Origin of the sequence: Streptomyces xanthochromogenes (genome assembly GCF_014650455.1) — a bacterium.
Lineage (GTDB): Bacteria > Actinomycetota > Actinomycetes > Streptomycetales > Streptomycetaceae > Streptomyces > Streptomyces xanthochromogenes.
In genome coordinates this window covers 19829-46660 of the sequence record NZ_BMUZ01000012.1, presented here as the reverse complement: position 1 = coordinate 46660, position 26832 = coordinate 19829, and the positions used below count along the sequence as shown (strand labels likewise).

Genomic DNA, 26832 nt, shown 5'->3' with positions numbered 1-26832 from the left:
CGCCCTCTGTTGCGCCGGCCCTGAGCGCGAGCATCATGTCCCCTGGCCTGACGCCAGACACCTCTGGGGGTGCGATGGGTACGGAGACGGTGACCCCGGCGGCGGAGCCCGCACGGGCCGGCCGGCCGGGTGCGGTGATCGTCGACTGGCTGACCACCACGGACCACAAGAAGATCGGGCACCTCTACCTGATCACCTCGTTCGTCTTCTTCCTGATCGCGGGCCTGATGGCGCTCCTGATGCGGGCCGAACTGGCCCGGCCCGGGCTCCAGCTGATGAGCAACGAGGAGTACAACCAGCTCTTCACCATGCACGGCACGATCATGCTGCTGCTGTTCGCGACGCCGACCTTCGCCGGGTTCGCCAACGCGATCATGCCGCTGCAGATCGGCTCCCCCGACGTGGCCTTCCCGCGCCTGAACATGCTCGCGTACTGGCTGTTCCTGTTCGGCGGCCTGATCGTGCTCGGCTCGGTGCTGCTGCCGACGGGACCCGCGAGCTTCGGCTGGTTCGCCTACGCGCCGCTCAACTCGCTGACCCGCTCCCCCGGCGCGGGCGCCGACCTCTGGATCATGGGCCTCGCGCTCTCCGGCTTCGGCACGATCCTCGGTGCGGTCAACTTCGTGACCACCATCATCGGGATGCGCGCCCCCGGCATGACGATGTTCCGGATGCCGGTCTTCACCTGGAACGTCCTGTTCACCTCGGTCCTGGTGCTCATCGCGTTCCCCGTGCTGGCGGCGGCACTGCTCGTCCTGGAGGCGGACCGCAGATTCGGGTCGATGGTTTTCGAGGCGCAGTACGGAGGCGCGCTGCTGTGGCAGCACCTCTTCTGGTTCTTCGGCCATCCCGAGGTCTACATCATCGCGCTGCCGTTCTTCGGCATCATCACGGAGATCATCCCGGTCTTCTCGCGCAAGCCGATCTTCGGCTACACGACCCTGATCGGGGCGACGGCGGCCATCACCGGGCTCTCCGTCGTGGTGTGGGCGCACCACATGTTTGCGACCGGGGCGGTGCTGCTGCCGTTCTTCTCGTTCATGTCGTTCCTGATCGCGGTGCCCACCGGCGTGAAGTTCTTCAACTGGACCGGCACGATGCTGAGGGGCTCGCTGAGCTTCGAGACCCCGATGCTGTGGGCGGTCGGCTTCCTGGTGAGCTTCCTGTTCGGCGGCCTCACCGGAGTCATCCTGGCCTCGCCGCCGCTGGACTTCCACGTCACGGACTCGTACTTCGTGGTGGCCCACTTCCACTACGTGGTGTTCGGCACGGTGGTGTTCGCGACCTTCGGCGGCTTCTACTTCTGGTGGCCGAAGCTGACCGGCCGGATGCTCGACGAGCGGCTCGGCAAGATGCACTTCTGGACGCTCTTCATCGGCTTCCACACCACCTTCCTGGTCCAGCACTGGCTGGGCGCGGAGGGCATGCCGCGGCGGTACGCGGACTATCTCGCGGCGGACGGCTTCACGGCGCTCAACACGATCTCGTCGATCGGCGCGTTCCTGCTCGGCCTGTCCACGCTGCCGTTCTTCTACAACGTCTGGAAGACGGCGAAGTACGGCACGAAGGTGGAGGTCGACGACCCGTGGGGGTTCGGCCGCTCACTCGAGTGGGCGACCTCCTGCCCGCCGCCCCGGCACAACTTCGTGACCATCCCGCGCATCCGCACCGAGTCCCCGGCGTTCGACCTGCACCACCCCGAGTTCGCGCCGTTCCGCGACGACTTGGAGCCGCCCGCCGAGCCGGTGGCCGTGCCGGGGCCGGAGAAGCCCGTGGCCTAGCCGGGTGGCCGCACCCGGGCCGAAGGAGCGGGGCCCGAGGGGCGCGAGCGGGGCCCGGGGGCGCCGCTCCCGCTCAGGTGCGGACCGCGTCGACCCGCACGCTCAGGTCGTTCGCACCGGTGTAGTACGGGCGCACCACGGCGGAGCCGGCCTTCGTCCCCGGGTACACGAAGATCGCCTGCTTCAGCGGGACGTCGTCGAGGATGCGGGCCAGGCGGACGGCCGGGCAGCCCGAGCCGGGCAGCAGCCACAGGTCCCAGAGCCACTCCTTGGCGTCGAGCCCGTCGGCGAGCGGCGCGTAGGGCAGCGTGAAGGTGAAGTCCCCGCCGCCGCCCCCGGTGCTCGCCGCGACCCGGTGGACGCGGCCGCTGCCGCCCCGCAGGCGCGCCTCGACGGCCGCGTCGGGTCCGAACTCCGATCCGTACAGACGGCCCTGGACGGTGACCGAGGGCCCCTCGAAGCCGAGGGTGCCGGTCTCGGCGTGCGGCCTGCGCAGCCAGCTGCGGACCGCGAGTTCACCGGAGCGGACCGGGTAGGGGATGCGGACCGCGATCCGCTCGGCGTCCGGCCCCGGCTCCCGGTCGACCAGCGCGCGCAGGTCCCGTACGCCGGGCTGCAGGCGCTGCCCGGGGCCCGTGCCGAAGCTCAGGCACACGTCCCAGAGGCCTTCGGCGAGGTCGACCGTGCTGGGCAGGACGGCCCGCAGCAGTCCCTCGGCGGCCGGGGTGAGCGGCAGCCGTACCTCGCCGCCGGGATTCGCGCCGTGGCGGCGCAGGACGAGCGTGGCGTCCGTGTCCGAGGTCGCGACGACGTCGAAGGTCAGCCCGCCCGCGGAGTCGGCCGTGCAGTCGACGCGCGGGGCCGCGGAGGTGCTGCCGGTGTCCGGCGACTCAGCTGTGGTGGTCATGCGGTCTGCCCTTTCCGGAGCACGGAGGCGGCCTTGTGGCGCAGGGCGTAGGCCCCGTCGAGGGCCGCGCCGCGGGCCCGGTGGAGGCCTTCGCGCAGCGGCCCGGCGGAGCGGTCGCCCGCGCCGCGGGCGTGCAGTTCGCCGAAGACCGCCTCGTGCCGCTCGGCGATCGCGGCCGGGTCGAAGCGCCGGGAGCTGTCCAGGGCCGCCTTGGCCATGCGCAGGCGCAGTGCGTCGTCCTGGATCAGTTCGAGCAGGCCCGCGGCCACCGCGTCGACATTGCCGCTCTCGACGAGCCGGCCGTCCACCCCGTCGTCGATGATCTCGCGTGGACCCTGGGGGCAGTCGGTCGAGACGACCGGGAGGCCGCAGCGCATGGCCTCGACGATGGTCATGCCGAAGGACTCGTGGCTGGAGGTGACGGCCGCGAGCGATCCCTTGATCCACTCGCCGTCGAGGTCGCCGGCCACACCCATGAGGAACACATGGTTGTAGAGGCCGAGATCGTCGATCAGGTTGCGCAGGGCGCCCCGTTCGTTGCCGAAGGCGTCGCCGGCGCCGTGGATGCGCAGCCGCCAGTCCGGCCGTACGGCGACCACCTGCGCGAACGCCCGTACCAGCAGGTCGTACCGCTTGACCGGAGTGAGCCGCCCGGCCGCCACCACCAGCTTGCTCTCGCCGGAGGCGGGCTGTACGCGGGGCGTCGGCACCGAGTTGGGCACCGCGTCGACGCGGACGCCGCGCAGCCGCAGGGCCCGGTAGGCGTCGGCGTCGGCCCGGGTGACCGTGGTGATCGCGTCGAGCTGCGGATAGGAGTGGGCTATCTCGCTGCGCAGCCGGTAGCTGTGGCCGGTCAGGGTCAGGTGTTCCTGGCCGACGCGGACCACGCCGGGGCGCGTCTCGCGCGCGATGTGGACGTTGAGGCCCGGCCGGGTGCCTATGACGACGTCGGCCTCGATCGCCGCGAGGTGGGCGCCTATGCGGGCGTCGGTGAGGCGGCTGTACTGGCTGTGGCGGCCGTCGCCGCGCGGGAAGACCTTGGCGGGCCGCAGGTGATCGGGGTGGTCGCCCTCGTATCCGGGGCCGTTCTTGCGGAGGTCGATGAGGTGCCGGAGACGGACGCCCTCGGGGGCGGGCAGGGTGGGCTCGTCGTGGTGGCGGAAGACGGAGACGATCTCGACGTCGTGCCGCCGGGCGAGCTCGCCCGCGAGGTTGAAGGTCGACCGTATGGTGCCGCCCAGGCTGTACGCGTTGTGCAGCAGGAACGAGATGTGCATGGGCCGGGCATCCCTTGGTCGTTCGATCGGTCGGTGGATCGCGGACTTGATCATTTGACCATCAGCGCGGACGGAAACCGAAATCCAACGGTCGGATACGGACTGTACTTGGCCAGTCCGTCCTCCGTACTCCAGAACCGGGTCCCCACTGGTCCACCCGGGACCGGGGCGCGCGGTGGCCGGGGCGGCACCGGGCCCCGTCCGGGCGGCCGGACGGGACCTTCGGGCCTCAGAGCCTGAGCTGCTGCCCGGGCAGGATGAGATCCGGGTCGGCTCCGATGACGGCCCTGTTGGCCGCGTACAGCGCCTCCCATGCCGTGCCGTGGGCCGCGGCGACGGCGGACAGGGTGTCCCCGCTCCGGACCGTGTAGGAGCCGGCGTGCGCGCTCTCGGCGCGGAGCGGGGCGACGGACTGTTGCTCGGCCTTCGCGTGCCGCTGCGGCGCCGGCGCCTCGTGCTGTTTCGGCGCCGCCCGGCGGGGGCGCTCGGCCTGCTTCTTCGGCCGGGCCGGTGTTCCCGCCCCGGGTGCTCCGCCGGACGCGCCCGCCCGGCGCGAGCAGACCGGCCACGCCCCCCAGCCCTGTGCGTGCTGAACCTTGGCGGCGATGGCGATCTGCTCCGCCCTGCTGGCCCGGTCGGCGGTGGCGGCGTAGGCCCCGCCGCCGTGCGCCCGCCAGGTCCCGGCGGCGAACTGGAGCCCGCCGTAGTAGCCGTTTCCGGTGTTGATGTGCCAGTTTCCACCGCTTTCGCACTGGGCGATGCGGTCCCACACACCGGCGTCAGCCGCGGCGGCCGGGCCGGTCGCGACGCCGAGCAGGGCGACCGGGGCCGCGACCGCGGCGCCGATCAACGCTGCCGTGGCACGCCTGCGTGCGGAGCTGGAACCACTGGTACCAACGGACATGAAATCCCTCTCGAAGGACCCGGGGTCCCCCTGGGCGGTCCGGCCCTCGGCGCGTCCGGCGCCTCGTTCCGTGCCGCCCCCGCCCGCCGGAGGGTCGTAGCTGGCTGTGCGGCCGGCGGGCGGTCCCGGGCGGTGCGAGATGCACACGGCGCTGGAATCTAGGGACCCGCGGGACCCGCCCACAACCAACTCCCCGTCCTGCAAGGCCAGTTGCCCGTTACCAGCAGTAGCGGCTGTTTCAGGTCACCCACTGAATCGCAGGATTTCACCATTTGTCGACCTGTCGGTGAAGTGATCTGTGAGCCAGCTCACCGCCCCAACTTCCATGTCCCCCGCATGCGTTGACGGGGAGTGAGCGGTTCCGGGGGTGAATTCACCCTCCGCTGGGCGCGGTTCGATTCCGTCCGGCGCCGCGCGTGACTCCTGCCACAGATCACCCGTTGTCGTTTGTACGAGAGAAGCCGGGAACCGCCCGGCGCATCCACTCAGTTCCTAGGAGCCACCCGTGCCGCGCATGCTCGACGTCAGTGAGGACGTCCGCGCCGAGATCGGCGACGAAGAAGCCGAGCGGCTGCTCGCCGGTGAGAACGCCCCGGGCAGCTACGACTGCACCTCCTGCCGCACGCCGGGCGACTCCGAGCAGGAGCGCACCAGCACCGTCCTGTTCGTCGGCGAGGAAACGGCCGTGCTCGCCTTCGCCCACGCCAGCTGCATCCCCTCCCAGGTCGTCCAGGTCGCCGAGGAGCAGCTCCAGGGCGCCGTACGCTCCATCACCGGCGAGGACCCGGCGGCGGTCGGCGGCTCGCCCGAGCAGGCCGTGCTCGGCATCACCAGCGGCCTGGTCCTGATCGAGGGCGATCTGCATCCCGCGCTCGTCGTCGAACCGACCGGCCCGATCGCCCGGGCCGGTTCGGGCGGCAGCACCGACGAATTCCTGCCGCTCCTCATCGAGCAGGGCTTCGTGCCGGTGACCGACATGGCCCGGCTGCCCGCGGTGCTGCCGGGCTGGTCCGTACTGCTCGCCATGGGCCAGCTGCACGCGGTCCTGCAGCCCGGTACCGGCGGCGGCAGCAGCTCGGTGTCGTGGTGGCAGGCCCACCAGCCGCTCCAGGTGACGGAGGGCTGGCGCGCCGCCGCCAACAAGTCGCAGCGCGTGCTCGTCTTCGCGGCCCCGGTCGGCATGATCGGCCAGCAGCCGCGCGAGGACCTGCTCAGGGACGCCCTGGAGAAGGCCGCGGCCGACGGCCGCCTGGTCGCCGCGGCCATGCCGCTGGCCGGCACCTGACGGTCCCCGCGCGCCCGTCCCGGCAGGCCCGGGGCGGGCGCGGAAGGGGCGTGGAGCGCCCGGCGGCGCGCAACCGATAAGCCGGAACGCCCCGCATCCCCGGGCGTACGGGGTCGTTGGCACATACGTGCACACATACGACTCCCCCCGCCAGCCGTACCCGTCACAGATCCCCGCCATGCGCCCCTCGGGCGAGGCGTCGGGAACCCACTCCCCCACGCCGATCTACGACGCGTTGTACTCGGAGTACCTCCGGTCCTTCCGCGCCCTGCCCGGTGACCGGTCCGGCGAGGAGGATCTCGGCTTCACCGGGTTCGGTGCCATCGGCGGGTTCGGGACGGGCACGCACGGCGCCCGCACCGGTCACCAGACGGGCCACCAGACCCAGCACTTCCCGGCCACCTACGTCGGCAACTGGCACGTGCACCCCGCGATGAACGCGAACGGGCGGCAGTACGCCGGGCAGCACCAGCTCCCGGCGGCACTGCCGCCCGGCCCCCGCAGGGGGCTCTGAACCCGCTCCCGCAAGGGAGTCGCTCCCTTGCGGACCCCGTGCGGACGGGGCCCGTGAGGGAGTTACTTCTTGTTGTTGCGGCCGCGCTTCTCGCGCACCCGGACCGAGATGTGGATCGGGGTGCCCTCGAAGCCGAACTCCTCGCGCAGCCGGCGCTCGATGAAGCGCCGGTAGCCGGCCTCGATGAAGCCGGAGGCGAAGAGGACGAACCGCGGCGGCTTGGTGCCGGCCTGGGTGCCGAACAGGATGCGCGGCTGCTTTCCGCCGCGGATCGGGTGCGGGTGGCCGGCCACGAGCTCACCGAGGAAGGCGTTGAGGCGTCCGGTGGGGACCCGGGTCTCCCAGCCCGCGAGCGCGGTCTCGATCGCCGGGACCAGCTTCTCCATGTGGCGGCCGGTCAGCGCGGAGACGTTGACCCGGGGCGCCCAGGCGACCTGCTGCATCTCGGTCTCGATCTCGCGCTCCAGGTAGTAGCGCCGCTCCTCGTCGAGGGTGTCCCACTTGTTGTACGCGATGACGAGCGCGCGCCCGGCGTCGACGGCCATCGTGATGATGCGCTGGTCCTGCACGGAGATCGACTCGCTGGTGTCGATGAGGACGACCGCGACCTCCGCCTTCTCGACGGCGGCGGCGGTACGCAGCGAGGCGTAGTAGTCGGCGCCTTCCTGGAGGTGGACGCGGCGGCGGATGCCGGCCGTGTCGACGAACTTCCAGGTGATGCCGCCGAGTTCGATGAGCTCGTCGACCGGGTCGCGGGTGGTGCCGGACTGGGCGTTGACGACGACCCGGTCCTCCTTGGCGACCTGGTTCAGGAGCGAGGACTTGCCCACGTTCGGACGGCCGATGAGGGCGATGCGGCGGGGGCCGCCCACCGAGGTGCCGAAGCGCTGCGGCGGGGCCTCGGGCAGGGCCTTGAGGATCTCGTCGAGCAGGTCGCCGGTGCCGCGGCCGTGCAGCGCCGAGATCGGGTAGGGCTCGCCCAGGCCGAGCGACCACAGGGCGGCGGCGTCGGACTCGCCGGACATGCCGTCGACCTTGTTCGCGGCGAGCACGACGGGCTTGCCGGCCCGGCGAAGCAGCCGGACGACGGCCTCGTCGGTGTCGGTGGCGCCCACGGTGGCGTCCACGACGAAGACCACGGCGTCGGCGGCCTCGATGGCGTACTCGGCCTGGGCGGCGACGGAGGCGTCGAGGCCGAGGACGTCCTGCTCCCAGCCGCCGGTGTCGACGACCTTGAAGCGGCGCCCCGCCCACTCGGCCTCGTAGGTCACGCGGTCACGGGTGACACCGGGCTTGTCCTGGACCACGGCCTCGCGGCGACCGATGATGCGGTTCACCAGGGTCGACTTGCCGACGTTGGGGCGGCCGACCACGGCGAGGGCCGGCAGCGGGCCGTGGCCCGCTTCGCCGAGGGCCTCCTCGACGTCCTCGACGTCGAAGCCCTCTTCGGCGGCGAGCTCCATGAACTCCGCGTACTCGGCGTCGCCGAGCGCTCCGTGTTCGTGCTGGTCGTTCATGAAGTCCGTACCTCGTTCATCGTGGTGATCGGTGGATCGCGATCGAGCGGTCCACTACTGAAAGTCTGGCCTAGCGCCCGGTCAGGCGCCTGGCGGTCTCCAGGTGGCCGGTGAGCCGGTCCTGGATGCGGACGGTGGCCTCGTCCAGGGCTTTGCGGGTGCGTCTGCCGCTGCCGTCGCCCGCTTCGAAGGGGTCGCCGAACACGACGTCGACCCGGCTGCGCAGCGGCGGCAGCGCCTTTATCAACCGGCCGCGGCGCTCGGTGCTTCCCAGGACCGCCACCGGCACGATCGGCGCCCCCGACCGTACGGCGAAGTAGGCGAGGCCCGCCCGCAGCGAGGCGAAGTCGCCGTCGCCCCGGGTGCCCTCGGGGAAGATCCCGAGGACGCCGCCGCCGTCGAGCACGGCGAGCGCGTCGGTGATCGCGGTGCGGTCGGCGACCGCCCGGTCCACCTTGAGCTGGCCGATGCCTTCGAGGAACGGGCCGAGCGGCCCGACGAAGGCTTCCTTCTTGATCAGGAAGTGGGTGCCGCGCGGGGCGGTGCCCATGACCATGGGACCGTCGATGTTGTGCGAGTGGTTCACGGCGAGGATCACCGGGCCGGCCGACGGAACCCGCCAGGAGCCCAGCACGCGCGGCCGCCACAGGCCGTACATCAGGCCGACACCGATGCGGCGCCCGATCTCCGCGCCCCGCTCGGAGACAGGAACTGCTGTCACTTGGCGGCCCGCTTCTCCTCGATGAGGGTGACCACGCACTCGATGACCTGGTCCAGGGTGAGCTCGGTGGTGTCCACCTCGACCGCGTCGTCCGCCTTGGCCAGCGGGGAGGTCTTGCGACCGGAGTCCGCCGCGTCCCGCTTGATCAGGGCTTCCCTGGTGGCTGCCACGTCGGAGCCCTTGAGCTCGCCGCTGCGGCGGGCCGCCCGCGCCTCGGGGGACGCGGTGAGGAACACCTTGAGGTCGGCGTCGGGCAGCACGGTGGTGCCGATGTCACGGCCCTCGACCACGATGCCCTGACCGGCGGCCGCCGCGATGTCGCGCTGGAGCTGGGTGATCAGGGCCCGCACCTCGGGCACGGCGCTGACCGCGCTGACCTTGGAGGTGACGTCCTGGGTGCGGATCGGCCCCGAGGCGTCCTCGCCGTCGACCGTGATGGTCGGCGCCGACGGGTCGGTGCCGGAGACGATCACGGGCTTGGCCGCCGCGACGGCGATCTCCGCCGGGTCGCCGATGTCGATCCCGTTGCTGATCATCCACCAGGTGATCGCCCGGTACTGGGCGCCGGTGTCCAGGTAGCTCAGGCCGAGCTTGGCGGCGACGGCCCTGGAGGTGCTGGACTTGCCGGTGCCGGAGGGGCCGTCGATGGCGACAATCACTGCTGCCGGGGCGGTCCGGGCGGCGGTTTCCACGGTGACGGACACCTTCCTGGTACGGGGCGGGGATGCTCGGGGCGCAAATCCGCCCCCCACAAGGTTACTGGCTCGTGCGAGCCCCCCGTCCCGCCCGGTCGGGACGACCGCGTCACTGCCGGATGGACCAGCCCCGCTCCCGCAGTGCCGCGGTCAGCCCCGGGGCCGCGGCCGGCTCGACCATCAGCTGGACCAGGCCCGCCTGCTGGCCGGTGGCGTGCTCGATGCGGACGTCCTCGATGTTGACCCCGGCCCGCCCCGCGTCCGCGAACAGCCGCGCGAGGCCGCCCGGCTCGTCGCTGAGGAGCACGGCGACGATCTCGTACGTGGCGGGCGCCGCCCCGTGCTTGCCGGGGACCCGGACCCGGCCCGCGTTGCCGCGCCGCAGCACGTCCTCGATGCCGGCCGCGCCGCCGCGCCGCTTGTCCTCGTCGGCGGACTCCAGGGAGCGCAGGGCCCGCACGGTCTCGTCGAGGTCGGCGGCGATCCCGGACAGGACGTCGGCGACCGGGCCCGGGTTGGCGGAGAGGATCTCCACCCACATCCGGGGGTCGGAGGCCGCGATGCGGGTGACGTCCCGGATGCCCTGCCCGCACAGCCGTACCGCCGTCTCGTCGGCCTCTTCGAGCCGGGCGGCGACCATGGAGGAGACCAGCTGCGGGGTGTGCGAGACGAGCGCGACGGCCCGGTCGTGGGCGTCGGCGTCCATGACGACCGGCACGGCACGGCACAGCGCGACCAGTTCGAGCGCCAGGTTGAGCACCTCGGTGTCGGTGTCCCGGGTCGGCGTGAGCACCCAGGGCCGTCCCTCGAAGAGGTCGGCGGTGGCCGCGAGCGGGCCGGAGCGCTCCTTGCCCGCCATGGGGTGCGTACCGATGTAGGAGCTCAGGTCGCAGCCGAGCGCGAGCAGCTCGCGGCGCGGGCCGCCCTTGACGCTGGCGACGTCGATGCAGGCGCGGGCGATCCCGCCCCGGATCGCCTCGGCCAGGGTCGCGGCCACGTGCGCGGGCGGCACGGCGATGACGGCGAGGTCGACGCGCCCCTCGGGCGCCTCGTCCGTGCCGGCTCCGAGGGCCGAGGCGGTGCGGGCCTGGTCCGGGTCGTGGTCGACGAGGTGGACGGTGACGCCGCGGCCGGCGAGGGCCAGGGCGACGGAGGTGCCGATGAGTCCGGTACCGATGACGAGGGCGGTTCTCACTGGGCGATGTCCTTGCGCAGGGCGGCGGCGGAGCCGAGGTAGACGTGGGCGATCTCGGAGCGGTCGAGATAGGTCTCGACGTGCGCGAGGATCCGCACCACGCGGGGCATCGCGCCCGCTATGTCGAGCTCCTGGGCGCAGATCAGCGGCACGTCGGTGATGCCGAGGCCGCGCGCGGCGGCGGCCGGGAAGTCGCTGTGCAGATCGGGGGTGGCGGTGAACCAGATGCTAATGAGGTCGTCCGGGGTCAGGCCGTTGCGCTCCAGGACCTCGGTGAGCAGTGCGCCGACCTGCTCGTCCATGTGTCCGGCCTCGTCCCGTTCCAGCTGGACTGCCCCCCGGACCGCTCGTACCGCCACGACGTGCTCCTAGCCTCGGTCTTCGTTCCCGTTCAGCGTAGTCAGCGCCGCCGGAGGACGTACGCGGCGGCCGCCCTCCGGACGAGGACGGCCGCCGGATGGGGTGCTCGTTACAGGTTCTGCTGCTTGATCAGGTCCTCCAGCGAGGTGCCCGCCTGCGGCAGCTGCCCGCCCGGGGTCAGTTTGTCGACGGCCTGCGGCAGGTGCTGCGCGATCTGGTTCGCGGCCTCCTCGGGGGAGACGCCGGCCTGCTGGGCGGCCTGCTGGAGCGCGTCGTTCGGCAGCGCGTCGGCGATCTGGGCGCCGCTCACCGGCTGGTTGTCGCCGTTGCCGACCCAGGACTGGGCCTGGTCGACCAGCCCGGACTTGGTGAGCATGTCCATGAGGCCGCCGAGCGGATTGCCGCCGTTGCTCTGGCCGCCGCCGCTGCCGCCGAGAGCGCCGAGCAGCGCGCCGAGGATGTTCCCGGCGCCGCCGGAGCCCGAGGCTCCGCTGCCGCTGCCGCCGAGGAGGCCGCCCAGAAGGCTGCCCAGGTCATTTCCCGCCATTGTCGTGCCTTTCGGATGGGGGGGTACGCAGGAGAACAGGGCCAATCTCACCCAAGCGGGGCGCCTGCGCCACCTGGGCGAACCGCCCCCGCCGGGAGCGCCCGGGCCGGGTCCGGGGTAGAACCGACGGATGATCCTGCATGTGGTTCCCCTGGTCGAGTGGTCGGCCCGGCCCGACCGGCTTTACCGCCCGCCCTCGCTCGCCGCCGAGGGTTTCGTGCACTGCTCGGCCGACGAGACCTCGGCCCTGGCCGTCGCCGACGCCCGCTACCGCGATGTGCCGGGTCCCCTCGTGGTGCTGTGCATCGAGGAGTCGGCGCTGGCCGCCGAGGTCCGCTGGGAGGGCTCGGGGGACGTGCTGTTCCCCCATGTGTACGGGCCCGTCGAGCGGGCGGCCGTGACGGCGGTCCTGGAAGTGCGCCGGGATGCCGAGGGGCGTGCGCTGGGCCTCGCGCCCCGGGCGTGACGCACCTCGGACCCGGCACACCCCGGGTGTGACGTCCCTCGAACCCGACGCGCCGCGGGCGTGGTCGGCACGGGGGACATGCGACCCGTCGGTGCTTCGCCCCGGGCCCCTTCGGCGCCAGGATGCTCCTGGCCGCGTGCGTCGCCCGGGCGCCCGGTCCGACGGCTTCACGTGCGGCGTGCCGGTTACGCGCCCGGCGTGACCACGACTTCATGAGGAGCACACGGTGGACGCAGTCAACAGCCGCAGGACGGTACTCGTGGCGGCAGCAGGGGCGGCGGCCCTCGCCGGTTGCTCCAACTCCGGTGACAGCGCCGGGAGTTCGACCCCCACGCCCGGCGCGCCGAGCGGCAGCGCGTCCGCCACCCCCAGTGCGTCGAGCCCGCCCGCGGCCTCCGGCGAGTCGAGCCCGCCCGCGCAGGCCGGGCAGGTTCTCGCCAAGGTTTCGGACATCCCCGTCGGCGGCGGCAAGATCTTCGCGGAGCAGAAGGTCGTCGTCACCCAGCCCACGGCCGGCACCTTCAAGGGCTTCTCGGCGATCTGCACCCACCAGGGCTGCACGGTCTCCACCGTCGCGGACGGCACCATCGACTGCCCCTGCCACGGCAGCAAGTACCGGATCGCGGACGCCTCGGTGGCCAACGGCCCGGCCACGCGTCCGCTGCCCGCCCGGCGGATCACCGTGGATAAGGATTCGATCCTGCTGCCCTGACCGGCCACACTGACCGCCATGATGCCCGAGGAGTTGATCGCAGACCACACCGTGTACTCCTGTGTCATGGGCTCGCGCGCCTTCGGCCTCGCGACCGAAGGCAGCGACACCGACGTGCGCGGGATCTACCTCGCACCGACCCAGCTGTTCTGGCGCTTCGAGAAGCCCCCGACCCACATCGAGGGCCCGGCCGACGAACAGTTCAGCTGGGAGCTGGAGCGCTTTTGCGAACTGGCCCTGCGCGCCAATCCGAACATCCTGGAGTGCCTGCACTCCCCGCTGGTCGAGCAGCTCGACGACACCGGGCGTGAACTCCTGTCCCTGCGTGGGGCGTTCCTCTCGCGCCGGGCCCACGGGACCTTCGCGCGCTACGCGCTCGGCCAGCGCAAGAAGCTCGACGCCGACGTACGACAGCACGGCGCGCCCCGCTGGAAGCACGCCATGCATCTGCTGCGGCTGCTGATGAGCTGCCGCGATCTGCTGCGCACGGGGGTGCTCAGCATCGACGTGGGCGCCGAGCGCGAGCCGCTGCTCGCGGTCAAGCGCGGCGAGGTCTCCTGGCCGGAGGTGGAGTCGTGGATGGCCCGCCTCGCCGCCGAGTCCGACGAGGCGGCGTCCGCCTCTCCCCTGCCGTCCGAGCCCGACCGGGCCCGGGTCGCCGACTTCCTGTACCGGGTGCGCCGCGCGTCAGCCCTGAAGGCGGACGCGTACGACGAAGTCGTGCAGCGCGTCGTGCCCGGCGGCGGCCTCGGGCAGTAGCGAGGCGGCCCGCACCACGTACGGGACCGCCCGCGGCGCCCCGACGTCCCCGGCCACTCGCTCCCGCCCCGGCCCGCCCGCGCCCGCCCGCTGCGCAGGCCGGCGGCGTGGAGGTCGATCATGACTCAAGCGTCCCAGAGCGCCCCCAGGGTCAGGAGTTCGCTGCGGTACTCGATGCGCTCGGCCCACTCCTTCGGCCAGGCGGCGGCCCCCAGATGGGCACCCGCGAACGCCCCGGCCAGGCAGGCTATGGAGTCCGAGTCGCCCTGGGTGCAGGCGGCGCGGCGCAGCGCTGTGAGCGGCTCGTCGGGGAAGAGCAGGAAGCACAACAGGGCGGTGGCGAAGGCCTCTTCGGCGATCCAGCCGTCGCCGGTCTCCAGGCACGGGTCGGTCTCGGGCGAGGGGTCGCGCAGCGCCTTGAGCACCCGGTCGAGGACGTCCAGGCACTCGTCCCAGCCGCGCGCGATGAAGTGGCCGGGCGTCGGGTCGTGCGAGTGCGCCCACAGGTCGCCGAGCCAGCGGTCGTGGTAGCGGGTGCGGTTCTCGTACGCGTACGAGCGCAGCTGACCGACCAGGCCCGTCGGGTCGGCACCCTGGGCGAGCAGGAACACCGCACGTGCGGTGAGGTCGGACGCGGCGAGCGCGGTGGGGTGGCCGTGGGTGAGCGCGGACTGCAACTGGGCGGCGCCCGCCCGCTGTTCCTCGCTCAGGCCCGGCACCAGGCCCACGGGCGCGACCCGCATGTTGGCGCCGCAGCCCTTGGAGCCGTGCTGGCTGGCCTGCTGCCAGGGCAGCCCGCTGTCCAGCTGCGCGCAGGCGACCAGGCAGGTCCGGCCGGGTGCCCGGTTGTTCTCGGGCGAGTGGTACCAGTCGATGAACTCGGCACGGACCGGACCTTCGAGCCGCTCGGGGCCGAGCAGCCCGCGGTCCATCGCGGTGCGGATGCCCCGGCCGAGCGCGAGCGTCATCTGGGTGTCGTCGGTGACGACGGCCGGGGTAGGCAGCGCCATCTCGCGCCAGGGTCCGCACTTGGTGAGGATCGCCGGCACGTCGTTGAACTCGGTGGGGAAGCCGAGCGCGTCCCCCAGTGCGAGGCCGATCAAGGCGCCGGTCGCCGTCTGCTTGGCAGCGCGGTTCATGTCTGTCGTCCCTCCGGGCGCAGAAGGGGCGGGTGCAGCGCGGTGGCCGGACCCGCCCGGTGGAGCGCGGCCGGCTTGCCCCGGCCACCGGTCAGCCGTGAGGCGCCTGCCACTTGCTCGACGAAGCCGGGCGTGGCAAGCACCTTGCGGCGGAAGTTGGGGCGGTCGAGGACGGTGCCCCAGACCGTCTCGTACACCTGCTGGAGCTCGCCGAGGGTGAACTCGGGCGGGCAGAACGACGTGGCCAGGCAGGTGTATTCGAGCTTGGCGCCGATGCGTTCACGGGCGTCGGCGAGGATCTCGGCGTGGTCGAAGGCGAGTTGCCCGCAGCCGCCGAGGGCGACCCACTCGGCATGCGCCGCGTCGCCGCCGCCGTGCGGTTCGGGCAGGTCGGGCACGAGCGCGGTGTACGCCACCGACACAACCCGCATCCTGGGGTCGCGGTCCGGCTCGCTGTAGGTGCGCAGCTGTTCCAGGTGCAGACCGGCCACCAGGTCGTCGGGCAGGCCGGTCTCCTCGGCCAGTTCGCGCCGGGCCGCGAGCTCGGTGGACTCGCGCGGCAGCACGAATCCGCCGGGCAGCGCCCACGCCCCCGCATACGGCTCCTGGCCGCGCCGGATGAGCAGGGCGTGCAGGACACCCTCGCGCACGGTGAAGACCGCGAGGTCGACGGTGACCGCGAACGGTTCGAAGGCGTGCGGGTCGTACCCCTGCGGGGCCGTGCCCCGGGGCCCCCGGGCTCCCCCCTCCCGGGCCCGGGGGCCGACCGCGGTCATCGTCGCCCCGCGCTCGCGGCCGGGCCGGCGCCGGGACCTGGTCCACCCCCGTGGGCCCAGGTCCCCCGGCCGTGCCCGGCGGGGCCGAGGGCCCGGCTCCAGGTGAGGCTCATCGCCGTACCCCCTTAATGGTCACTGTGACTATAAAGGCGTTCGGGCCGGGCGCACAAGGCCGTTCGGGCGGGCGCGCAGGCCTTCGGGGGCGCACGGGGCCTCGGGGGGCGCACACGAGAAAAGAGCCCGGCTCCCCCGCGAGACGGGGGAACCGGGCTCTTCGCCGGGTGTGCGGGACGCCTAGAGGTCGACCTCGCGCATCAGCATGCCGACCTCGGTGTTGGTGAGGCGGCGCAGCCAGCCGGACTTCTGGTCGCCGAGCCCGATCGGGCCGAAGGCGACGCGGACCAGCTTCTCCACCGGGAAGCCCGCCTCGGCCATCATGCGGCGCACGATGTGCTTGCGGCCCTCGTGCAGCTCGATCTCGACGAGGTAGTTCTTGCCGGTCTGCTGGACGACGCGGAAGGCGTCGGCCCGCGCGTAGCCGTCCTCCAGCTGGATGCCCTCCTTGAGCCGCTTGCCGATCTCGCGCGGCAGCGGGCCCGTGATGGCGGCCAGGTAGGTCTTCTTCACGCCGTACTTGGGGTGGGTGAGACGGTGGGCCAGCTCGCCGTGGTTGGTGAGCAGGATGATGCCCTCGGTCTCGGTGTCGAGCCGGCCGACGTGGAAGAGCCGGGTCTCGCGGTTGGTGACGTAGTCACCGAGGCACTGGCGGCCGTCCGGGTCCTCCATGGTGGAGACGACACCGGCCGGCTTGTTGAGCGCGAAGAACAGGTACGACTGGGTGGCGACGGTCAGGCCGTCCACCTTGATCTCGTCCTTCTCGGGGTCGACGCGCTTGCCCTGTTCGAGCACGATCTCGCCGTTGACCTCGACGCGGGCCTGCTCGATCAGCTCCTCGCAGGCGCGGCGCGAACCCATGCCGGCCCGGGCGAGGACCTTCTGCAGCCGCTCGCCCTCCTGCTCGGCGCCCGGGAAGGTCTTCGGCGTCTTCACGTCCGGCTTGTCCGCGTACCGGTCGCGGTTGCGCTGCTCGATCTTGGCGTCGAGCTCGCGCGGGCGGGCCTGGCCCAGGCGCTGGCCGTGCGGGCCGCGGCGCACCGGGGTGCCGCCCTGCGGCGACTTGGGGCCGCCCTTGGCGCCGCCGCGCGCCGAGGCGCCGCGGCCGCTGCGGGGGGCGTCGTTGCCCACGTCGTAGGTGCGCTCCTCGGGGCGCAGAGGGCGCGGCTTGCCGCTGCCGCTCTGGCGCGGGCCGCCGCCCTGGCGCTGGCCGTCCCGGCCACCTCCGGAACCGCCCCGGCCGCCACCACTGCTGCTGCCGCGGCCGCCGCTGTTGCCACCACGGCTCCCGCCGTTGTTTCCGCTGCTGTTCCTGCCGCTGCTGCTTCGCATCACATTTCCGTCTTGTCGTCTGCGTGGGTTTCCGGGGCGTCAGGCGCGTCCGGATCGAACGACGGAACACCCTCCAGCGTCTCGGCCTCGATGGCGTCCGCCTCGGGGAGGAAGGGCGCCAGCTCCGGGAGCTCGTCCAGGCCGCGCAGGCCCATCCGCTCCAGAAAGTAGTTCGTCGTCCTGTACAGGATCGCACCTGTTTCGGGTTCCGTGCCCGCCTCGTCGACCAGACCCCGCTGGAGCAGGGTCCGCATGACCCCGTCACAGTTCACTCCGCGCACCGCGGAGACCCTCGACCGGCTCACCGGCTGGCGGTACGCGACCACCGCCAGGGTCTCCAGGGCCGCCTGGGTGAGCCGGGCGTGCTGGCCGTCCAGGACGAAGCCCTCGACGGCGTCCGCATAGGCGGCCCGGCTGTAGAAACGCCAGCCGCCCGCCACGAGCCTCAGCTCGAAGCCGCGGCCCTGGACGGTGTACTCGTCCGCAAGCTCCCGCAGGGCGTCCGCCACGGCCCTTCTGGGCCGCTCCAGGACCTTGGCGAGGTGTTCCTCGGTGGCGGGCTCGTCGACGACCATGAGGACGGCTTCCAGGGCCGGTTTCAGCTCCAGCTCTTCACGCAGGCCCTCGCTCACGCCTTCTCCTCCGTCACGACTCGGTCGAACTCGTCGGTCACCGTCGGCACCCCGTCGCCCTCGCCCCCGCTCCAGCGGACCATCAGCTCCCCCAGCGCCTCGTCCTGGTCCAGGACGACGGCCTTCTCCCGGAACAGCTCCAGGAGGGCCAGGAACCGGGCCACCACGGTGAGGGTGTCCGGGGCGTCCTCGGCGAGCACCCGGAAGCTGGTCTCGCCCGCCTCCCGCAGCCGGGCCACCACGATCTCGGCCTGCTCCCGCACCGAGACGAGCGGGGCGTGGATGTGGTCGACGTACACCTGCGGCTTGGCCCTGGGCTGCATGGCCTTGACGGCCAGCTTCGCGAATCCCTCGGCGCCGATGCTGATGACGACGTCGGGCAGCAGCTCGGCGAGGTGCGCCTCCAGGCCGACGGTGCGCGGGTACCGGCGCGCCTCGGTGTCGAGCCGTTCGCTGAAGATGTCCGCGATCCGCTTGTACGCCCGGTACTGGAGCAGCCGCGCGAACAGCAGGTCCCGGGCCTCCAGGAGAGCGAGGTCGGCCTCGTCCTCCACCTCGGCGACGGGCAACAGCCGGGCCGCCTTGAGGTCGAGCAGGGTGGCCGCGACGACGAGGAACTCGGTGGTCTGGTCCAGGTCCCAGTCCGGCCCCATGCCCCGGATGTGCGCCATGAACTCGTCGGTCACCTTGGAGAGGGCGACCTCGGTGACGTCCATCTTGTGCTTGGAGATGAGCTGGAGGAGCAGGTCGAAGGGCCCTTCGAAGTTGGCCAGCCGAACGGTGAACCGCCCGTCACCGGGTTCGGCTTCGGGTTCGGGTGCGGTACCGGCTTCGGAACCATCCGGTTCGGCTTCGGCATCCGGTTGAGCTTCGGCTTCGGCTTCGGCGAGCATCAACTCGTCCTCGGCCGCGGGCGGTTCAGCCCCGGCAGGCTCAAAAGGAGTCCCTCCGGCGTCCGAGGAGCGGGGGTCTGGGGGCGGCGCCCCCGCCCCCCGCCCCAGCGCACGGCGTGCCGCACGCGCAGCGGGAACGGGGGGCTCGTCAGCAGTCGGCAAGAGTGGTCCAGGGGAGAAACGGCGGGCGGAGAAGGCTCCGCCGCAGGCTAACGGCTACCGCCCCCGAAGACGCCGTACGAGAATGCTCGCGTCGCCCCGCGACTCCAGGTCGGCGAGGACGACCGCAACCGCCTCGCGGACGATTCGCCCGCGGTCGACCGCGAGCCCGTGCTCCCCGCGCAGGACCAGGCGCGCGTGCTCCAGATCCATCAGCTCCTCGGCGGAGACGTACACCGTGATCTTCTCGTCGTGCCGCTCCCGCCCGCTGGGTCGCCGGTTGGCGGCCCGCTGGCGGCGCCGCTGCTGCGCGGTGCCGGAACCGGAGCCGGACCCCGTGCCGGAGACCTGGGCCGTCGCCCGGCGGGCCTTGGCGGCCTCCTCCGCGGCACCCCGGCTGCGCGGCTCGCCGGAGCCGGAGTCCTCGTCCGCGGCGGTGTGCTCCGCCTCGGCGGGCTCGGCGGCGACGGAGTCGCTCTCGCCCGCCGGGGACGGCACCCGGGCCTCGCCGTTGGTCCCCCGGCGCGGGGCGGACGGCGAGAGCGCCATCCCCCCGGTCGTACGGAACAGTTCGTCGGCCCCGGGCAGACTCACTCGGCGTGACACCGGGCGAGCACCTCCCTGGCGAGCTGACGGTAGGCGGCCGCGCCGACGGAGTTGGAGGCGTACGTCGTGATCGGCTCGCCGGCGACCGTGGTCTCCGGGAAGCGCACGGTCCGGCCGATGACCGTGTGGTAGACGTGGTCGTCGAAGGCCTCGACCACACGGGCCAGGACCTCACGGCTGTGCACCGTGCGGGAGTCGTACATCGTGGCGAGGATGCCGTCCAACTCCAGGTCGGGGTTGAGGCGTTCCTGGACCTTCTCGATCGTCTCGGTGAGCAGCGCGACACCGCGCAGCGCGAAGAACTCGCACTCCAGCGGCACGATCACCTTGTGAGCCGCCGTCAGGGCGTTCACGGTGAGCAGGCCGAGCGAGGGCTGACAGTCGATCACGATGTAGTCGTAGTCCTGCATCAGCGGCTTGAGCGCCCGCTGGAGCGTGGACTCGCGCGCGACCTCGCTCACCAACTGCACCTCGGCGGCGGACAGGTCGATGTTGCTCGGCAGCAGGTCCATGTTGGGGACCGCGGTCTTGAGCAGCACCTCGTCGGCCGACATGCCCCGCTCCATGAGCAGGTTGTAGACGGTGAGGTCGAGTTCCATCGGGTTCACACCGAGGCCGACCGACAGGGCTCCCTGCGGGTCGAAGTCGACGAGCAGCACGCGCCGTCCGTACTCGGCGAGCGCGGCACCCAGGTTGATGGTCGACGTGGTCTTGCCCACGCCGCCCTTCTGGTTGCACATCGCGATGATCTTCGCGGGACCGTGGTCGGTCAGCGGACCCGGGATCGGGAAGTACGGCAGCGGCCGTCCGGTCGGGCCGATCCGCTCGCGGCGCTGGCGGGCGGCGTCGGGGGCGAGGGTGGCCGCGTACTCGGGGTCGGGCTCGTACTCGGCGTCGGGGTCGTAGAAGTGCCCCTGGGGCACCTCGTCAAAGTCGGCGAGAGCGGCGGTGTCCCGGCCGCTCTCGTTGCCGGCCGTGGCGTTCACGTGTAGGCCGTCCATCATCCGTGGGGCTGTCGTCATGTGCTGGGTGGGGACCATCCCCGCGTGGGCGGGGAGCGGAGTGGTTTCGAAGGTGCGGACCGCGACGGAGCCGACAGCCTCGGGCCCCGAAGGGCTCTGGCCCCGTACGGACGTCCCCGCAGGGAATCCTGGCTGACCACCTCCGGGAGTAAATGTCGACTCATTCACAAGTCGTCTTACCTCCTTGGACGTGACCAGGAAACTTTATCGATAGGTCAGCGTGGCACCATGCCGACGGTTGGCGACTCTATGGCGTGTCACCGGTCCGCAGCAACACAATCCGCCGGACCCGGCCCGATGTGTCGGCAACCGAACACCGCTCTGTCAAGGGCGTACGGGCACTCAGGCACACGTTTCACCAGTGCGCGAAACGGTTAAAGGGTTACGTTCGAGGCGAGTTGAGCAAGCCCGGCGCAGGGGGGCGGAAGTGTCGCGACACACATCCGGCCGGACCTTGGTCGACAAGGTCCGGCCGGATGTACGAGGTTGACGGTCCGGGTTGACGAACCGGCTTTTGACTAGCCGATGAGCGTGTGCAGGTCGGTCTGCTCCAGGCCGTGCGCCTCGGCGACGGGGCCGTAAACGACCTGGCCGTCATGGGTGTTGAGGCCCAGGGCGAGGGCGGCGTCGCGGCGCAGCGCCTCGGCCCAGCCGTTGTTCGCCAGCGACACGATGTAGGGCAGCGTGGCGTTGGTGAGCGCGTAGGTGGAGGTGTTCGGCACCGCGCCCGGCATGTTGGCGACGCAGTAGAAGACCGAGTTGTGGACCATGAAGGTCGGCTCGGCGTGGGTGGTCGGACGCGAGTCCTCGAAGCAGCCGCCCTGGTCGATCGCAATGTCGACAAGAACACTTCCGGGCTTCATCTTGGCGACGAGCTCGTTGGTGACCAGCTTCGGGGCCTTGGCGCCGGGGATGAGCACCGCGCCGATGACGAGGTCGGCCTCGACGACGGCCTTCTCCAGCTCGAAGGCGTTGGAGACGATCGTCTGCACCTTGGTGCCGAAGACCTTGTCGGCCTCGCGGAGCTTGTTGATGTCCTTGTCGAGCAGGGTCACGTGGAAGCCCATGCCGACCGCGATCTGCGCCGCGTTCCAGCCGGAGACGCCGCCGCCGATGACGACGGCCTTGCCGGCGTGGGTGCCGGGGACGCCACCGGGGAGCACGCCGCGGCCGCCGGCCGAGCGCATCAGGTGGTAGGCGCCGACCTGCGGGGCGAGCCGGCCCGCGACCTCGGACATCGGGGCGAGCAGCGGCAGCTGGCGGCCCGCGGTCTCGACCGTCTCGTACGCGATCGCGGTGGTGCCGGACTCCAGGAGGGCGTCCGTGCACTCGCGGGAGGCGGCCAGGTGCAGGTAGGTGAAGAGCGTCTGGTCCTTGCGGAGGCGGTGGTACTCCTCCGCGATCGGCTCCTTGACCTTGAGCAGCAGGTCGGCGATGGCCCAGACCTCGTCGGCGCTGCCGAGGATCTCCGCACCGGCGGAGACGTACTCGGCGTCCGTGATCGAGGAGCCGACGCCGGCGTTCTGCTCGACGAAGACCTGGTGGCCGTGGCGCACCAGCTCGTGCACGCCGGCGGGGGTGATGGCCACCCGGAACTCGTTGTTCTTGACCTCGCGGGGGATACCGACCTTCACGTCGATCACGGTCCTTGGCTCAGGGAAAAAGGGGGCAATGCCATACATACCCGGAAGCACGACGGCACACCGGGAGGTACCGCAGGACGTTGCGGCAGAGCCAGTCTAATGAAGGTTTTCTCGCTGTCTACCCTTACAAAGCTTCAATCTTTGGCTGAAGCGCTACGGATTTCGCAGGTCCCCCGGGGTCCCAGCCTCATCTTCCAGAAGGCGGTCGGCCGTCGCGCGGTGCAATCGTGCGGCCGCCGGGTCGCCGAGCCGGTCCAGGGTGTCGGCCAGCCGGAGCTGGAGCGCGGCCTGGAGTCGCAGATCACCGGCCGTTCGGGCCAGCTCGACGGCCTCGCGGCAGGTGCGCAGCGACTCCTCGGGCCGCCCCGCGTACTCCTGGACCCGGGCCGCTTCGCTCAACGCCCTTGCCTGGCTTGGCAGATCACCGAGTCGCCGGTATCCGGCCACCGCCGCGCGCCAGCACCGCAGCGCCTCGCCGTAACGGCCCGCGTACGTGTGCACGGTGGCGAGCCGGCCGTACAGCCGGGCCTCGTCGGGGCGCTCGCCGCGGGCGAGCCGCTGGGACAGCGCGCGCCCGTACCAGTCGGAGGCCCGCTGCCAGTCCCCCAGCTCCTGGTGGGCCCCGCCTACGGATTCCATCGCGCGGCCGGTCGCGTACGGGTCGTTCGCGGCCCGGCCCGCGTCCAGGGCGAGGCGGTAGCGGGCCAGCGCCTCGGCCGTGCGCCCGGTTCCGGCGTCGAGGTCGCCCAGGTTGAGCAGGGCCGCGGCCTTCGCGCGGTGCAGCTCGCGGCGCTCGGCGACGTCCAGGACCAGCTGGTGCAGGCCGTACAGCTCGGGGGCGGCGGCCTCGGCGCCCCGATGGGCGGCGAGCGCGCGGACCAGCGCGGCCACCAGGCGCCGGGCCAGGGTGTCGAGCTCGCCGTCCGCCACGGCGAGCCGGGCCGAGGCGAGCAGCGCGGGCCGGCGGGTGCCGAGCCAGGCGTCGGCGACGGCGGCGCTGGGGAAGCGCAGGGCGCGCGGCAGGCCGGCGAGCTTGCGGCGGGCGGGCGATCCCTCGGGCTCGGTGACCGCGCGGCAGGACTGGAGCAGCCGTACCGTCCGCTCCAGCATGCGGGCGCGGGCCAGCTGCACCTCGCCGGGCCGGTCGACCCGCTCGCAGAGCGCGCGGAGCAGCGGCGCGAGCGCGCCGGGCACCCGGTACTGCTCGGGCACGCCGGGGTCGTGGCGCAGCAGCCCGTACGTCACGAAATCGGCGAGCGCCGTCTGGGCGCCCGAGACCGAGCAGCCGGCGAGGGCGGAGGCGGTGTGCGCGTCGGCGATCCCGGCGGGAGCGAGCGCGAGCAGTCGCAGTATCCGCGCGGCCGGCTGCGAGAGCGACTCGTACACGAGCCGGAAGGAGCGCGCCAACGGCCGCACCGCGTCCGGGACTTCGTCCTCGCCGTCGGACATCGCGCGCAGCCGCTTGGCCACGTCGGCGACGGCGGCCTTGGGGCGGGCCGCGAGCCAGCCGCCGACCAGGACGAGGGCGGCGGGCTGCCCGCCGCAGACCTCGACGAGGGTTTCGGCGGCGCGCGGGTCGACGGTGACGCGCACCGATCCGGTGTAGCCCTCCAGGAGCTCGACGGCCGACTTCACGTCGAGCCCGCCGAGCGTGCACGGGCGGACGTCGGGAATCCCGGTGAGCGGGCCCCGGGCGGTCGCCACGATCAGGCACCGGGAGGTGTCGGGGAGCAGCGGGCCGACCTGTTCGGCGTCGGCCGCGTCGTCGAGCAGCACGACCGCCCGGCGGCCCGCGAGCGCCCCGCGGACCAGTTGGGCCAGCTCGTCCTCGCCGGCTCCCGGCGGCGCCGGGACCTTCAGGGTGTCCAGCAGGTCGCGGGCCACCCGGTCGACGGGGACCCGGGCGCCGCCGGGTTCGGTCAGCGTGGCGCGCAGCACGCCGTCGGGGTAGTCGGCGGCCACCTTGCGGGCCAGCTCGTCGGCGAGTGCGCTGCGTCCCGATCCGGGGCGGCCCGCGATCAGCAGGACCCTGGCCCGGGGCGACTTCTTTCCTGACAGAGTGTCAAGTCCGGCCCGTTCGATGTCGGCCCGAAGCTCCTTCAACTCCCGCTGCCTGCCCAGGAATTGGTACGTGCACTGCCCGGCGGCAGCGCCACCCACGTCCACCGCCTGATCCGTCACGGGCCACGCTCCGTCCGCCTGAGCACCTGGAGACCGTGCGGGTCTCCGCACGGGCAGTCCGAGCGTAGTTCACGCTTCGTGACCGTTTGGGTGGAGCGTGGCGGGGATGTCGCCCGATCGGATCAGCGGATTTTCAGATCGGAAGGGATCGGGTGGGATCGCATGTGACCGAAGGCACGGCTCGGCTCACCCCTCGGCAGCAGGGGTGCCTCACCGTTCGGAAGCCGTGATGCCCCACCGCTCGGAGGCACGGCTCCGCTCACTCCTCGAAGGGCCGGGCCGGCCAGGGCGCGCCGGCCGGGCGCAGCGCGTCCACGCCGTCGTCCCGCAGCACGGCGGCCAGGGCGAGCGCGCCGATCACCAGGCAGGTGTTGTGCAACTCCCCCGCGAGGGCGCCGCGTACGAGCTCGTCGAGCGGAACGCGGGCCAGCTCCATGTCGGCCTCCTCCTCGGAGACCTCGAAGCGCTCGCCGTCCGCCTCGGACAGATCCCGGGCCAGGAAGATCCGTACGGCCTCGTCGCTGCCGCCGGGCGAGGTGTACACGTCGGTCAGGACGTGCCACTGCTCGGCCTTGACGTGCGCCTCCTCGTACAGCTCGCGCTGGGCGGCGTGCAGCGGGTTCTCGCCGGGCACGTCCAGGAGCCCGGCCGGGATCTCCCAGAGCTTGTGGCGCACCGGGTGGCGGTACTGGCGCAGCACCAGGACCCGGCCCTCGTCGTCGAGGGCGCAGATCGCCACCGAGCCGGGGTGGACCTGGTAGTCGCGCTGGTGGACCGCGCCGTCGGGCATCACGACGTCGTCGGTGCGGACGCTCGTCTTGTGGCCGGTGAAGGGGGTGGTGCTCGCCACGACCTGCCAGTGCTCGGCGGTGTCCTCGATGGCCATGTCGGCGTCCTCCCACAGTGCGCGCGCAAAAACAGAAACCGGGGTACGGGCCCTGGTGAGGACCCTGTACCCCGGCAACGTTAACTCGCGCGGGACTACTTGACGGGCTTGCCCGTCTTGCGCTCGACGGCGGCCTTGACCAGGCCCGCGAAGAGCGGGTGCGGGCGCGTCGGACGCGAGCGCAGCTCCGGGTGCGCCTGCGTGGCGACCAGGTAGGGGTGGACCTCGCGCGGGTACTCGACGTACTCCACGAGCTTGTTGTCGGGGGACGTGCCCGAGAAGACGAGGCCCGCCTTCTTCTCCAGCTCCGCGCGGTAGGTGTTGTTCACCTCGTAGCGGTGGCGGTGGCGCTCCTCGACGTAGGGCTGGTCGTCGTAGACCTCCCGCACGATCGAGCCCTCGGCGAGCTTCGCCGGGTACAGGCCCAGGCGCATCGTGCCGCCCAGGTCGCCCGCGCCCTCGACGTAGGCCAGCTGCTCCTCCATCGTCGAGATGACGGGATGGGCGGTCGCCGCGTCGAACTCGGTGGAGTTCGCGTCCGGAATCCCGGCCAGGTTGCGGGCGGCCTCGATCACGATGCACTGCAGGCCCAGGCAGATGCCGAGCAGCGGCACCTTGTTCTCACGGGCGTACTGGATCGCGCCGATCTTGCCGTTCACACCGCGGTCGCCGAAGCCGCCGGGGACCAGGATCGCGTCCACGTCGCCGAGGTGCTTCTTGGCGCCGGCCGGCGTCTTGCAGTCGTCGGACGTGACCCACTTGACCTTGACCCGGGCCTTGTTGGCGAAGCCGCCGGCCCGCATGGCCTCGGTGATCGAGAGGTAGGCGTCGGGCAGGTCGATGTACTTGCCGACCAGCGCGACCGTGACCTCGTGCAGCGGGTTGTGGACCCGGTCCAGCAGGTCGTCCCACTGCGTCCAGTCCACGTCCCGGAACGGCAGGTCCAGCTTGCGGACGACGTAGGCGTCCAGGCCCTCGGTGTGCAGCACCTTGGGGATGTCGTAGATCGACTTGGCGTCGATCGCGGCGACCACGGCCGCCTCGTCGACGTCGCACATCAGCGAGATCTTGCGCTTGATGGACAGCGGCACCTCGCGGTCGGCGCGCAGCACGATCGCGTCGGGCTGGATGCCGATGTTGCGCAGGGCGGCGACCGAGTGCTGGGTCGGCTTGGTCTTCAGCTCGCCCGAGGGGCCGATGTAGGGCAGCAGCGAGATGTGCACGACGAAGACGTTGTCGCGGCCGACCTCGTGGCGGACCTGGCGGACGGTCTCCAGGAACGGCAGCGACTCGATGTCGCCGACCGTGCCGCCGACCTCCGTGATGACGACGTCGACGTCATCGGTCGCCATCCGGCGGATGCGGTGCTTGATCTCGTTGGTGATGTGCGGAATGACCTGGACGGTGTCGCCGAGGTACTCGCCGCGCCGCTCCTTGGCGATGACCTGCGAGTAGACCTGACCGGTCGTCACGTTGGCGGACCCGTCGAGGTCCACGTCGAGGAAGCGCTCGTAGTGGCCGATGTCCAGGTCCGTCTCGGCGCCGTCGTTGGTGACGAACACCTCACCGTGCTGGAACGGGTTCATCGTGCCGGGGTCGACGTTCAGGTACGGGTCGAGCTTCTGCATCGTGACCCGCAGGCCCCGGGCCTTGAGGAGCGCACCCAGGCTGGAGGCAGTCAGACCCTTGCCGAGGGAAGAGGCGACACCCCCGGTGACGAAGATGTGCTTGGTCGTCGTGGCTGCGCTGTTTCGCAAAGCCGTGGGCTGCATGGCCAAGAGGGGGCTCCCGTGGTCGCTGTCTGGAGTG

General features: G+C 72.1%; 26 protein-coding genes. 6 read left to right on the top strand and 20 right to left on the bottom strand.

What is annotated here, in order from left to right; translation table 11 throughout:
* Positions 1 to 74: 74 nt before the first annotated feature.
* Positions 75 to 1781 (top strand): aa3-type cytochrome oxidase subunit I, encoded by a 1707-nt coding sequence (ctaD, locus tag IE267_RS28380; protein WP_229861472.1) that lies wholly within the window; start codon positions 75 to 77, stop codon positions 1779 to 1781.
* A gap of 73 nt (positions 1782 to 1854) precedes the next feature.
* Here the strand turns inward: ctaD and IE267_RS28375 are convergent, their stop codons facing one another.
* From IE267_RS28375 to IE267_RS28365, 3 genes are all read right to left on the bottom strand, one after another.
* Positions 1855 to 2688, bottom strand: coding sequence for a hypothetical protein (locus IE267_RS28375; RefSeq protein WP_189765187.1), 834 nt, complete (start codon positions 2686 to 2688; stop codon positions 1855 to 1857).
* Positions 2685 to 3965: a glycosyltransferase family 4 protein gene (locus IE267_RS28370; protein WP_189765186.1), complete on the bottom strand. Its 1281-nt coding sequence runs from the start codon at positions 3963 to 3965 to the stop codon at positions 2685 to 2687. The genes IE267_RS28375 and IE267_RS28370 overlap by 4 nt, the downstream gene beginning before the upstream one ends.
* Before the next feature lie 229 nt (positions 3966 to 4194).
* Positions 4195 to 4869 carry a LysM peptidoglycan-binding domain-containing protein gene (locus IE267_RS28365; RefSeq protein WP_189765185.1) on the bottom strand — a complete coding sequence of 225 codons (675 nt, stop codon included), beginning with the start codon at positions 4867 to 4869 and terminating at the stop codon, positions 4195 to 4197.
* Between the two features lie 505 nt (positions 4870 to 5374).
* Between IE267_RS28365 and IE267_RS28360 the strand changes: the two genes are divergently transcribed.
* Both IE267_RS28360 and IE267_RS28355 read left to right on the top strand, forming a co-directional pair.
* Entirely contained in the window at positions 5375 to 6154 is a 780-nt protein-coding gene (locus IE267_RS28360; RefSeq protein ID WP_161256267.1) for a DUF8842 C-terminal domain-containing protein, read from the top strand.
* Positions 6155 to 6332: 178 nt separating this feature from the next.
* Positions 6333 to 6668, top strand: a complete 336-nt coding sequence (locus IE267_RS28355; protein WP_202520027.1) for a hypothetical protein — start codon at positions 6333 to 6335, stop codon at positions 6666 to 6668.
* Positions 6669 to 6730: 62 nt separating this feature from the next.
* Here the strand turns inward: IE267_RS28355 and der are convergent, their stop codons facing one another.
* From der to IE267_RS28325, 6 genes are all read right to left on the bottom strand, one after another.
* The gene (der, locus tag IE267_RS28350) at positions 6731 to 8185 is read right to left on the bottom strand and encodes a ribosome biogenesis GTPase Der (RefSeq protein ID WP_161256273.1); all 1455 of its coding nucleotides are present in this window, start codon (positions 8183 to 8185) and stop codon (positions 6731 to 6733) included.
* Positions 8186 to 8255: 70 nt separating this feature from the next.
* Positions 8256 to 8906 (bottom strand): lysophospholipid acyltransferase family protein, encoded by a 651-nt coding sequence (locus IE267_RS28345; protein WP_167154290.1) that lies wholly within the window; start codon positions 8904 to 8906, stop codon positions 8256 to 8258.
* Entirely contained in the window at positions 8903 to 9610 is a 708-nt protein-coding gene (gene cmk / locus IE267_RS28340; RefSeq protein ID WP_167154286.1) for a (d)CMP kinase, read from the bottom strand. Before cmk ends, IE267_RS28345 begins: the two co-directional genes overlap by 4 nt.
* Before the next feature lie 100 nt (positions 9611 to 9710).
* The gene (locus tag IE267_RS28335) at positions 9711 to 10796 is read right to left on the bottom strand and encodes a prephenate dehydrogenase (protein ID WP_167154284.1); all 1086 of its coding nucleotides are present in this window, start codon (positions 10794 to 10796) and stop codon (positions 9711 to 9713) included.
* The gene (aroH, locus tag IE267_RS28330; RefSeq protein WP_189765184.1) at positions 10793 to 11155 is read right to left on the bottom strand and encodes a chorismate mutase; all 363 of its coding nucleotides are present in this window, start codon (positions 11153 to 11155) and stop codon (positions 10793 to 10795) included. Before aroH ends, IE267_RS28335 begins: the two co-directional genes overlap by 4 nt.
* Positions 11156 to 11265: 110 nt before the next feature.
* Positions 11266 to 11754, bottom strand: coding sequence for a YidB family protein (locus IE267_RS28325; RefSeq protein WP_373304602.1), 489 nt, complete (start codon positions 11752 to 11754; stop codon positions 11266 to 11268).
* Between the two features lie 79 nt (positions 11755 to 11833).
* Here IE267_RS28325 and IE267_RS28320 point away from each other — a divergent pair, with 79 nt between their 5' ends.
* The 3 genes from IE267_RS28320 to IE267_RS28310 all read left to right on the top strand — a co-directional run bounded on the left by IE267_RS28320 (position 11834) and on the right by IE267_RS28310 (position 13640).
* Positions 11834 to 12169, top strand: a complete 336-nt coding sequence (locus IE267_RS28320; protein ID WP_167154278.1) for a DUF952 domain-containing protein — start codon at positions 11834 to 11836, stop codon at positions 12167 to 12169.
* A gap of 226 nt (positions 12170 to 12395) precedes the next feature.
* Complete coding sequence (locus tag IE267_RS28315; RefSeq protein ID WP_189765183.1) at positions 12396 to 12881, top strand: Rieske (2Fe-2S) protein; 486 nt, start codon at positions 12396 to 12398, stop codon at positions 12879 to 12881.
* 18 nt (positions 12882 to 12899) lie between these two features.
* Entirely contained in the window at positions 12900 to 13640 is a 741-nt protein-coding gene (locus IE267_RS28310) for a nucleotidyltransferase domain-containing protein (RefSeq protein WP_189765182.1), read from the top strand.
* 125 nt (positions 13641 to 13765) lie between these two features.
* On the opposite strand, the gene IE267_RS28305 is transcribed toward IE267_RS28310, so the two are convergent.
* From IE267_RS28305 to pyrG, 11 genes are all read right to left on the bottom strand, one after another.
* Positions 13766 to 14779, bottom strand: a complete 1014-nt coding sequence (locus IE267_RS28305; protein WP_161256296.1) for an ADP-ribosylglycohydrolase family protein — start codon at positions 14777 to 14779, stop codon at positions 13766 to 13768.
* The gene (locus tag IE267_RS28300) at positions 14776 to 15555 is read right to left on the bottom strand and encodes an NUDIX hydrolase (RefSeq protein ID WP_189765181.1); all 780 of its coding nucleotides are present in this window, start codon (positions 15553 to 15555) and stop codon (positions 14776 to 14778) included. Before IE267_RS28300 ends, IE267_RS28305 begins: the two co-directional genes overlap by 4 nt.
* Before the next feature lie 294 nt (positions 15556 to 15849).
* Positions 15850 to 17001 carry a pseudouridine synthase gene (locus IE267_RS28295; RefSeq protein ID WP_100576946.1) on the bottom strand — a complete coding sequence of 384 codons (1152 nt, stop codon included), beginning with the start codon at positions 16999 to 17001 and terminating at the stop codon, positions 15850 to 15852.
* Positions 17001 to 17633, bottom strand: coding sequence for an SMC-Scp complex subunit ScpB (scpB, locus tag IE267_RS28290; RefSeq protein WP_161249820.1), 633 nt, complete (start codon positions 17631 to 17633; stop codon positions 17001 to 17003). The genes IE267_RS28295 and scpB overlap by 1 nt, the downstream gene beginning before the upstream one ends.
* Positions 17630 to 18688, bottom strand: coding sequence for a segregation and condensation protein A (locus IE267_RS28285; RefSeq protein ID WP_189765180.1), 1059 nt, complete (start codon positions 18686 to 18688; stop codon positions 17630 to 17632). The genes scpB and IE267_RS28285 overlap by 4 nt, the downstream gene beginning before the upstream one ends.
* A gap of 54 nt (positions 18689 to 18742) precedes the next feature.
* Positions 18743 to 19291: a hypothetical protein gene (locus IE267_RS28280; RefSeq protein ID WP_167154268.1), complete on the bottom strand. Its 549-nt coding sequence runs from the start codon at positions 19289 to 19291 to the stop codon at positions 18743 to 18745.
* Positions 19276 to 20481: a ParA family protein gene (locus IE267_RS28275; protein ID WP_167154266.1), complete on the bottom strand. Its 1206-nt coding sequence runs from the start codon at positions 20479 to 20481 to the stop codon at positions 19276 to 19278. Before IE267_RS28275 ends, IE267_RS28280 begins: the two co-directional genes overlap by 16 nt.
* 350 nt (positions 20482 to 20831) lie before the next feature.
* Positions 20832 to 21947 carry an alanine dehydrogenase gene (gene ald, locus IE267_RS28270; RefSeq protein WP_167156378.1) on the bottom strand — a complete coding sequence of 372 codons (1116 nt, stop codon included), beginning with the start codon at positions 21945 to 21947 and terminating at the stop codon, positions 20832 to 20834.
* Positions 21948 to 22109: 162 nt separating this feature from the next.
* Complete coding sequence (locus tag IE267_RS28265; protein WP_189765179.1) at positions 22110 to 24137, bottom strand: tetratricopeptide repeat protein; 2028 nt, start codon at positions 24135 to 24137, stop codon at positions 22110 to 22112.
* Positions 24138 to 24396: 259 nt separating this feature from the next.
* A complete protein-coding gene (locus IE267_RS28260; protein WP_189765178.1) occupies positions 24397 to 25023 on the bottom strand; it encodes an NUDIX domain-containing protein in 627 nt (208 codons plus the stop codon).
* 95 nt (positions 25024 to 25118) lie between these two features.
* Positions 25119 to 26795, bottom strand: a complete 1677-nt coding sequence (gene pyrG, locus IE267_RS28255) for a CTP synthase (RefSeq protein ID WP_161249810.1) — start codon at positions 26793 to 26795, stop codon at positions 25119 to 25121.
* Between the last annotated feature and the right edge of the window lie 37 nt (positions 26796 to 26832).

Excerpts from the sequence above, each read along its gene's own strand:
- IE267_RS28375 (WP_189765187.1), bottom strand. The coding sequence starts at position 2,688 with ATGACCACCACAGCTGAGTCGCCGGACACCGGCAGCACCTCCGCGGCC.
- der (WP_161256273.1), bottom strand. The coding sequence starts at position 8,185 with ATGAACGACCAGCACGAACACGGAGCGCTCGGCGACGCCGAGTACGCG.
- ctaD (WP_229861472.1), top strand. The coding sequence starts at position 75 with ATGGGTACGGAGACGGTGACCCCGGCGGCGGAGCCCGCACGGGCCGGC.
- IE267_RS28310 (WP_189765182.1), top strand. The coding sequence starts at position 12,900 with ATGATGCCCGAGGAGTTGATCGCAGACCACACCGTGTACTCCTGTGTC.
- IE267_RS28370 (WP_189765186.1), bottom strand. The coding sequence starts at position 3,965 with ATGCACATCTCGTTCCTGCTGCACAACGCGTACAGCCTGGGCGGCACC.
- IE267_RS28305 (WP_161256296.1), bottom strand. The coding sequence starts at position 14,779 with ATGAACCGCGCTGCCAAGCAGACGGCGACCGGCGCCTTGATCGGCCTC.
- IE267_RS28320 (WP_167154278.1), top strand. The coding sequence starts at position 11,834 with ATGATCCTGCATGTGGTTCCCCTGGTCGAGTGGTCGGCCCGGCCCGAC.
- IE267_RS28355 (WP_202520027.1), top strand. The coding sequence starts at position 6,333 with ATGCGCCCCTCGGGCGAGGCGTCGGGAACCCACTCCCCCACGCCGATC.
- IE267_RS28365 (WP_189765185.1), bottom strand. The coding sequence starts at position 4,869 with ATGTCCGTTGGTACCAGTGGTTCCAGCTCCGCACGCAGGCGTGCCACG.
- IE267_RS28295 (WP_100576946.1), bottom strand. The coding sequence starts at position 17,001 with ATGCGAAGCAGCAGCGGCAGGAACAGCAGCGGAAACAACGGCGGGAGC.
- IE267_RS28260 (WP_189765178.1), bottom strand. The coding sequence starts at position 25,023 with ATGGCCATCGAGGACACCGCCGAGCACTGGCAGGTCGTGGCGAGCACC.
- IE267_RS28300 (WP_189765181.1), bottom strand. The coding sequence starts at position 15,555 with ATGACCGCGGTCGGCCCCCGGGCCCGGGAGGGGGGAGCCCGGGGGCCC.
- pyrG (WP_161249810.1), bottom strand. The coding sequence starts at position 26,795 with ATGCAGCCCACGGCTTTGCGAAACAGCGCAGCCACGACGACCAAGCAC.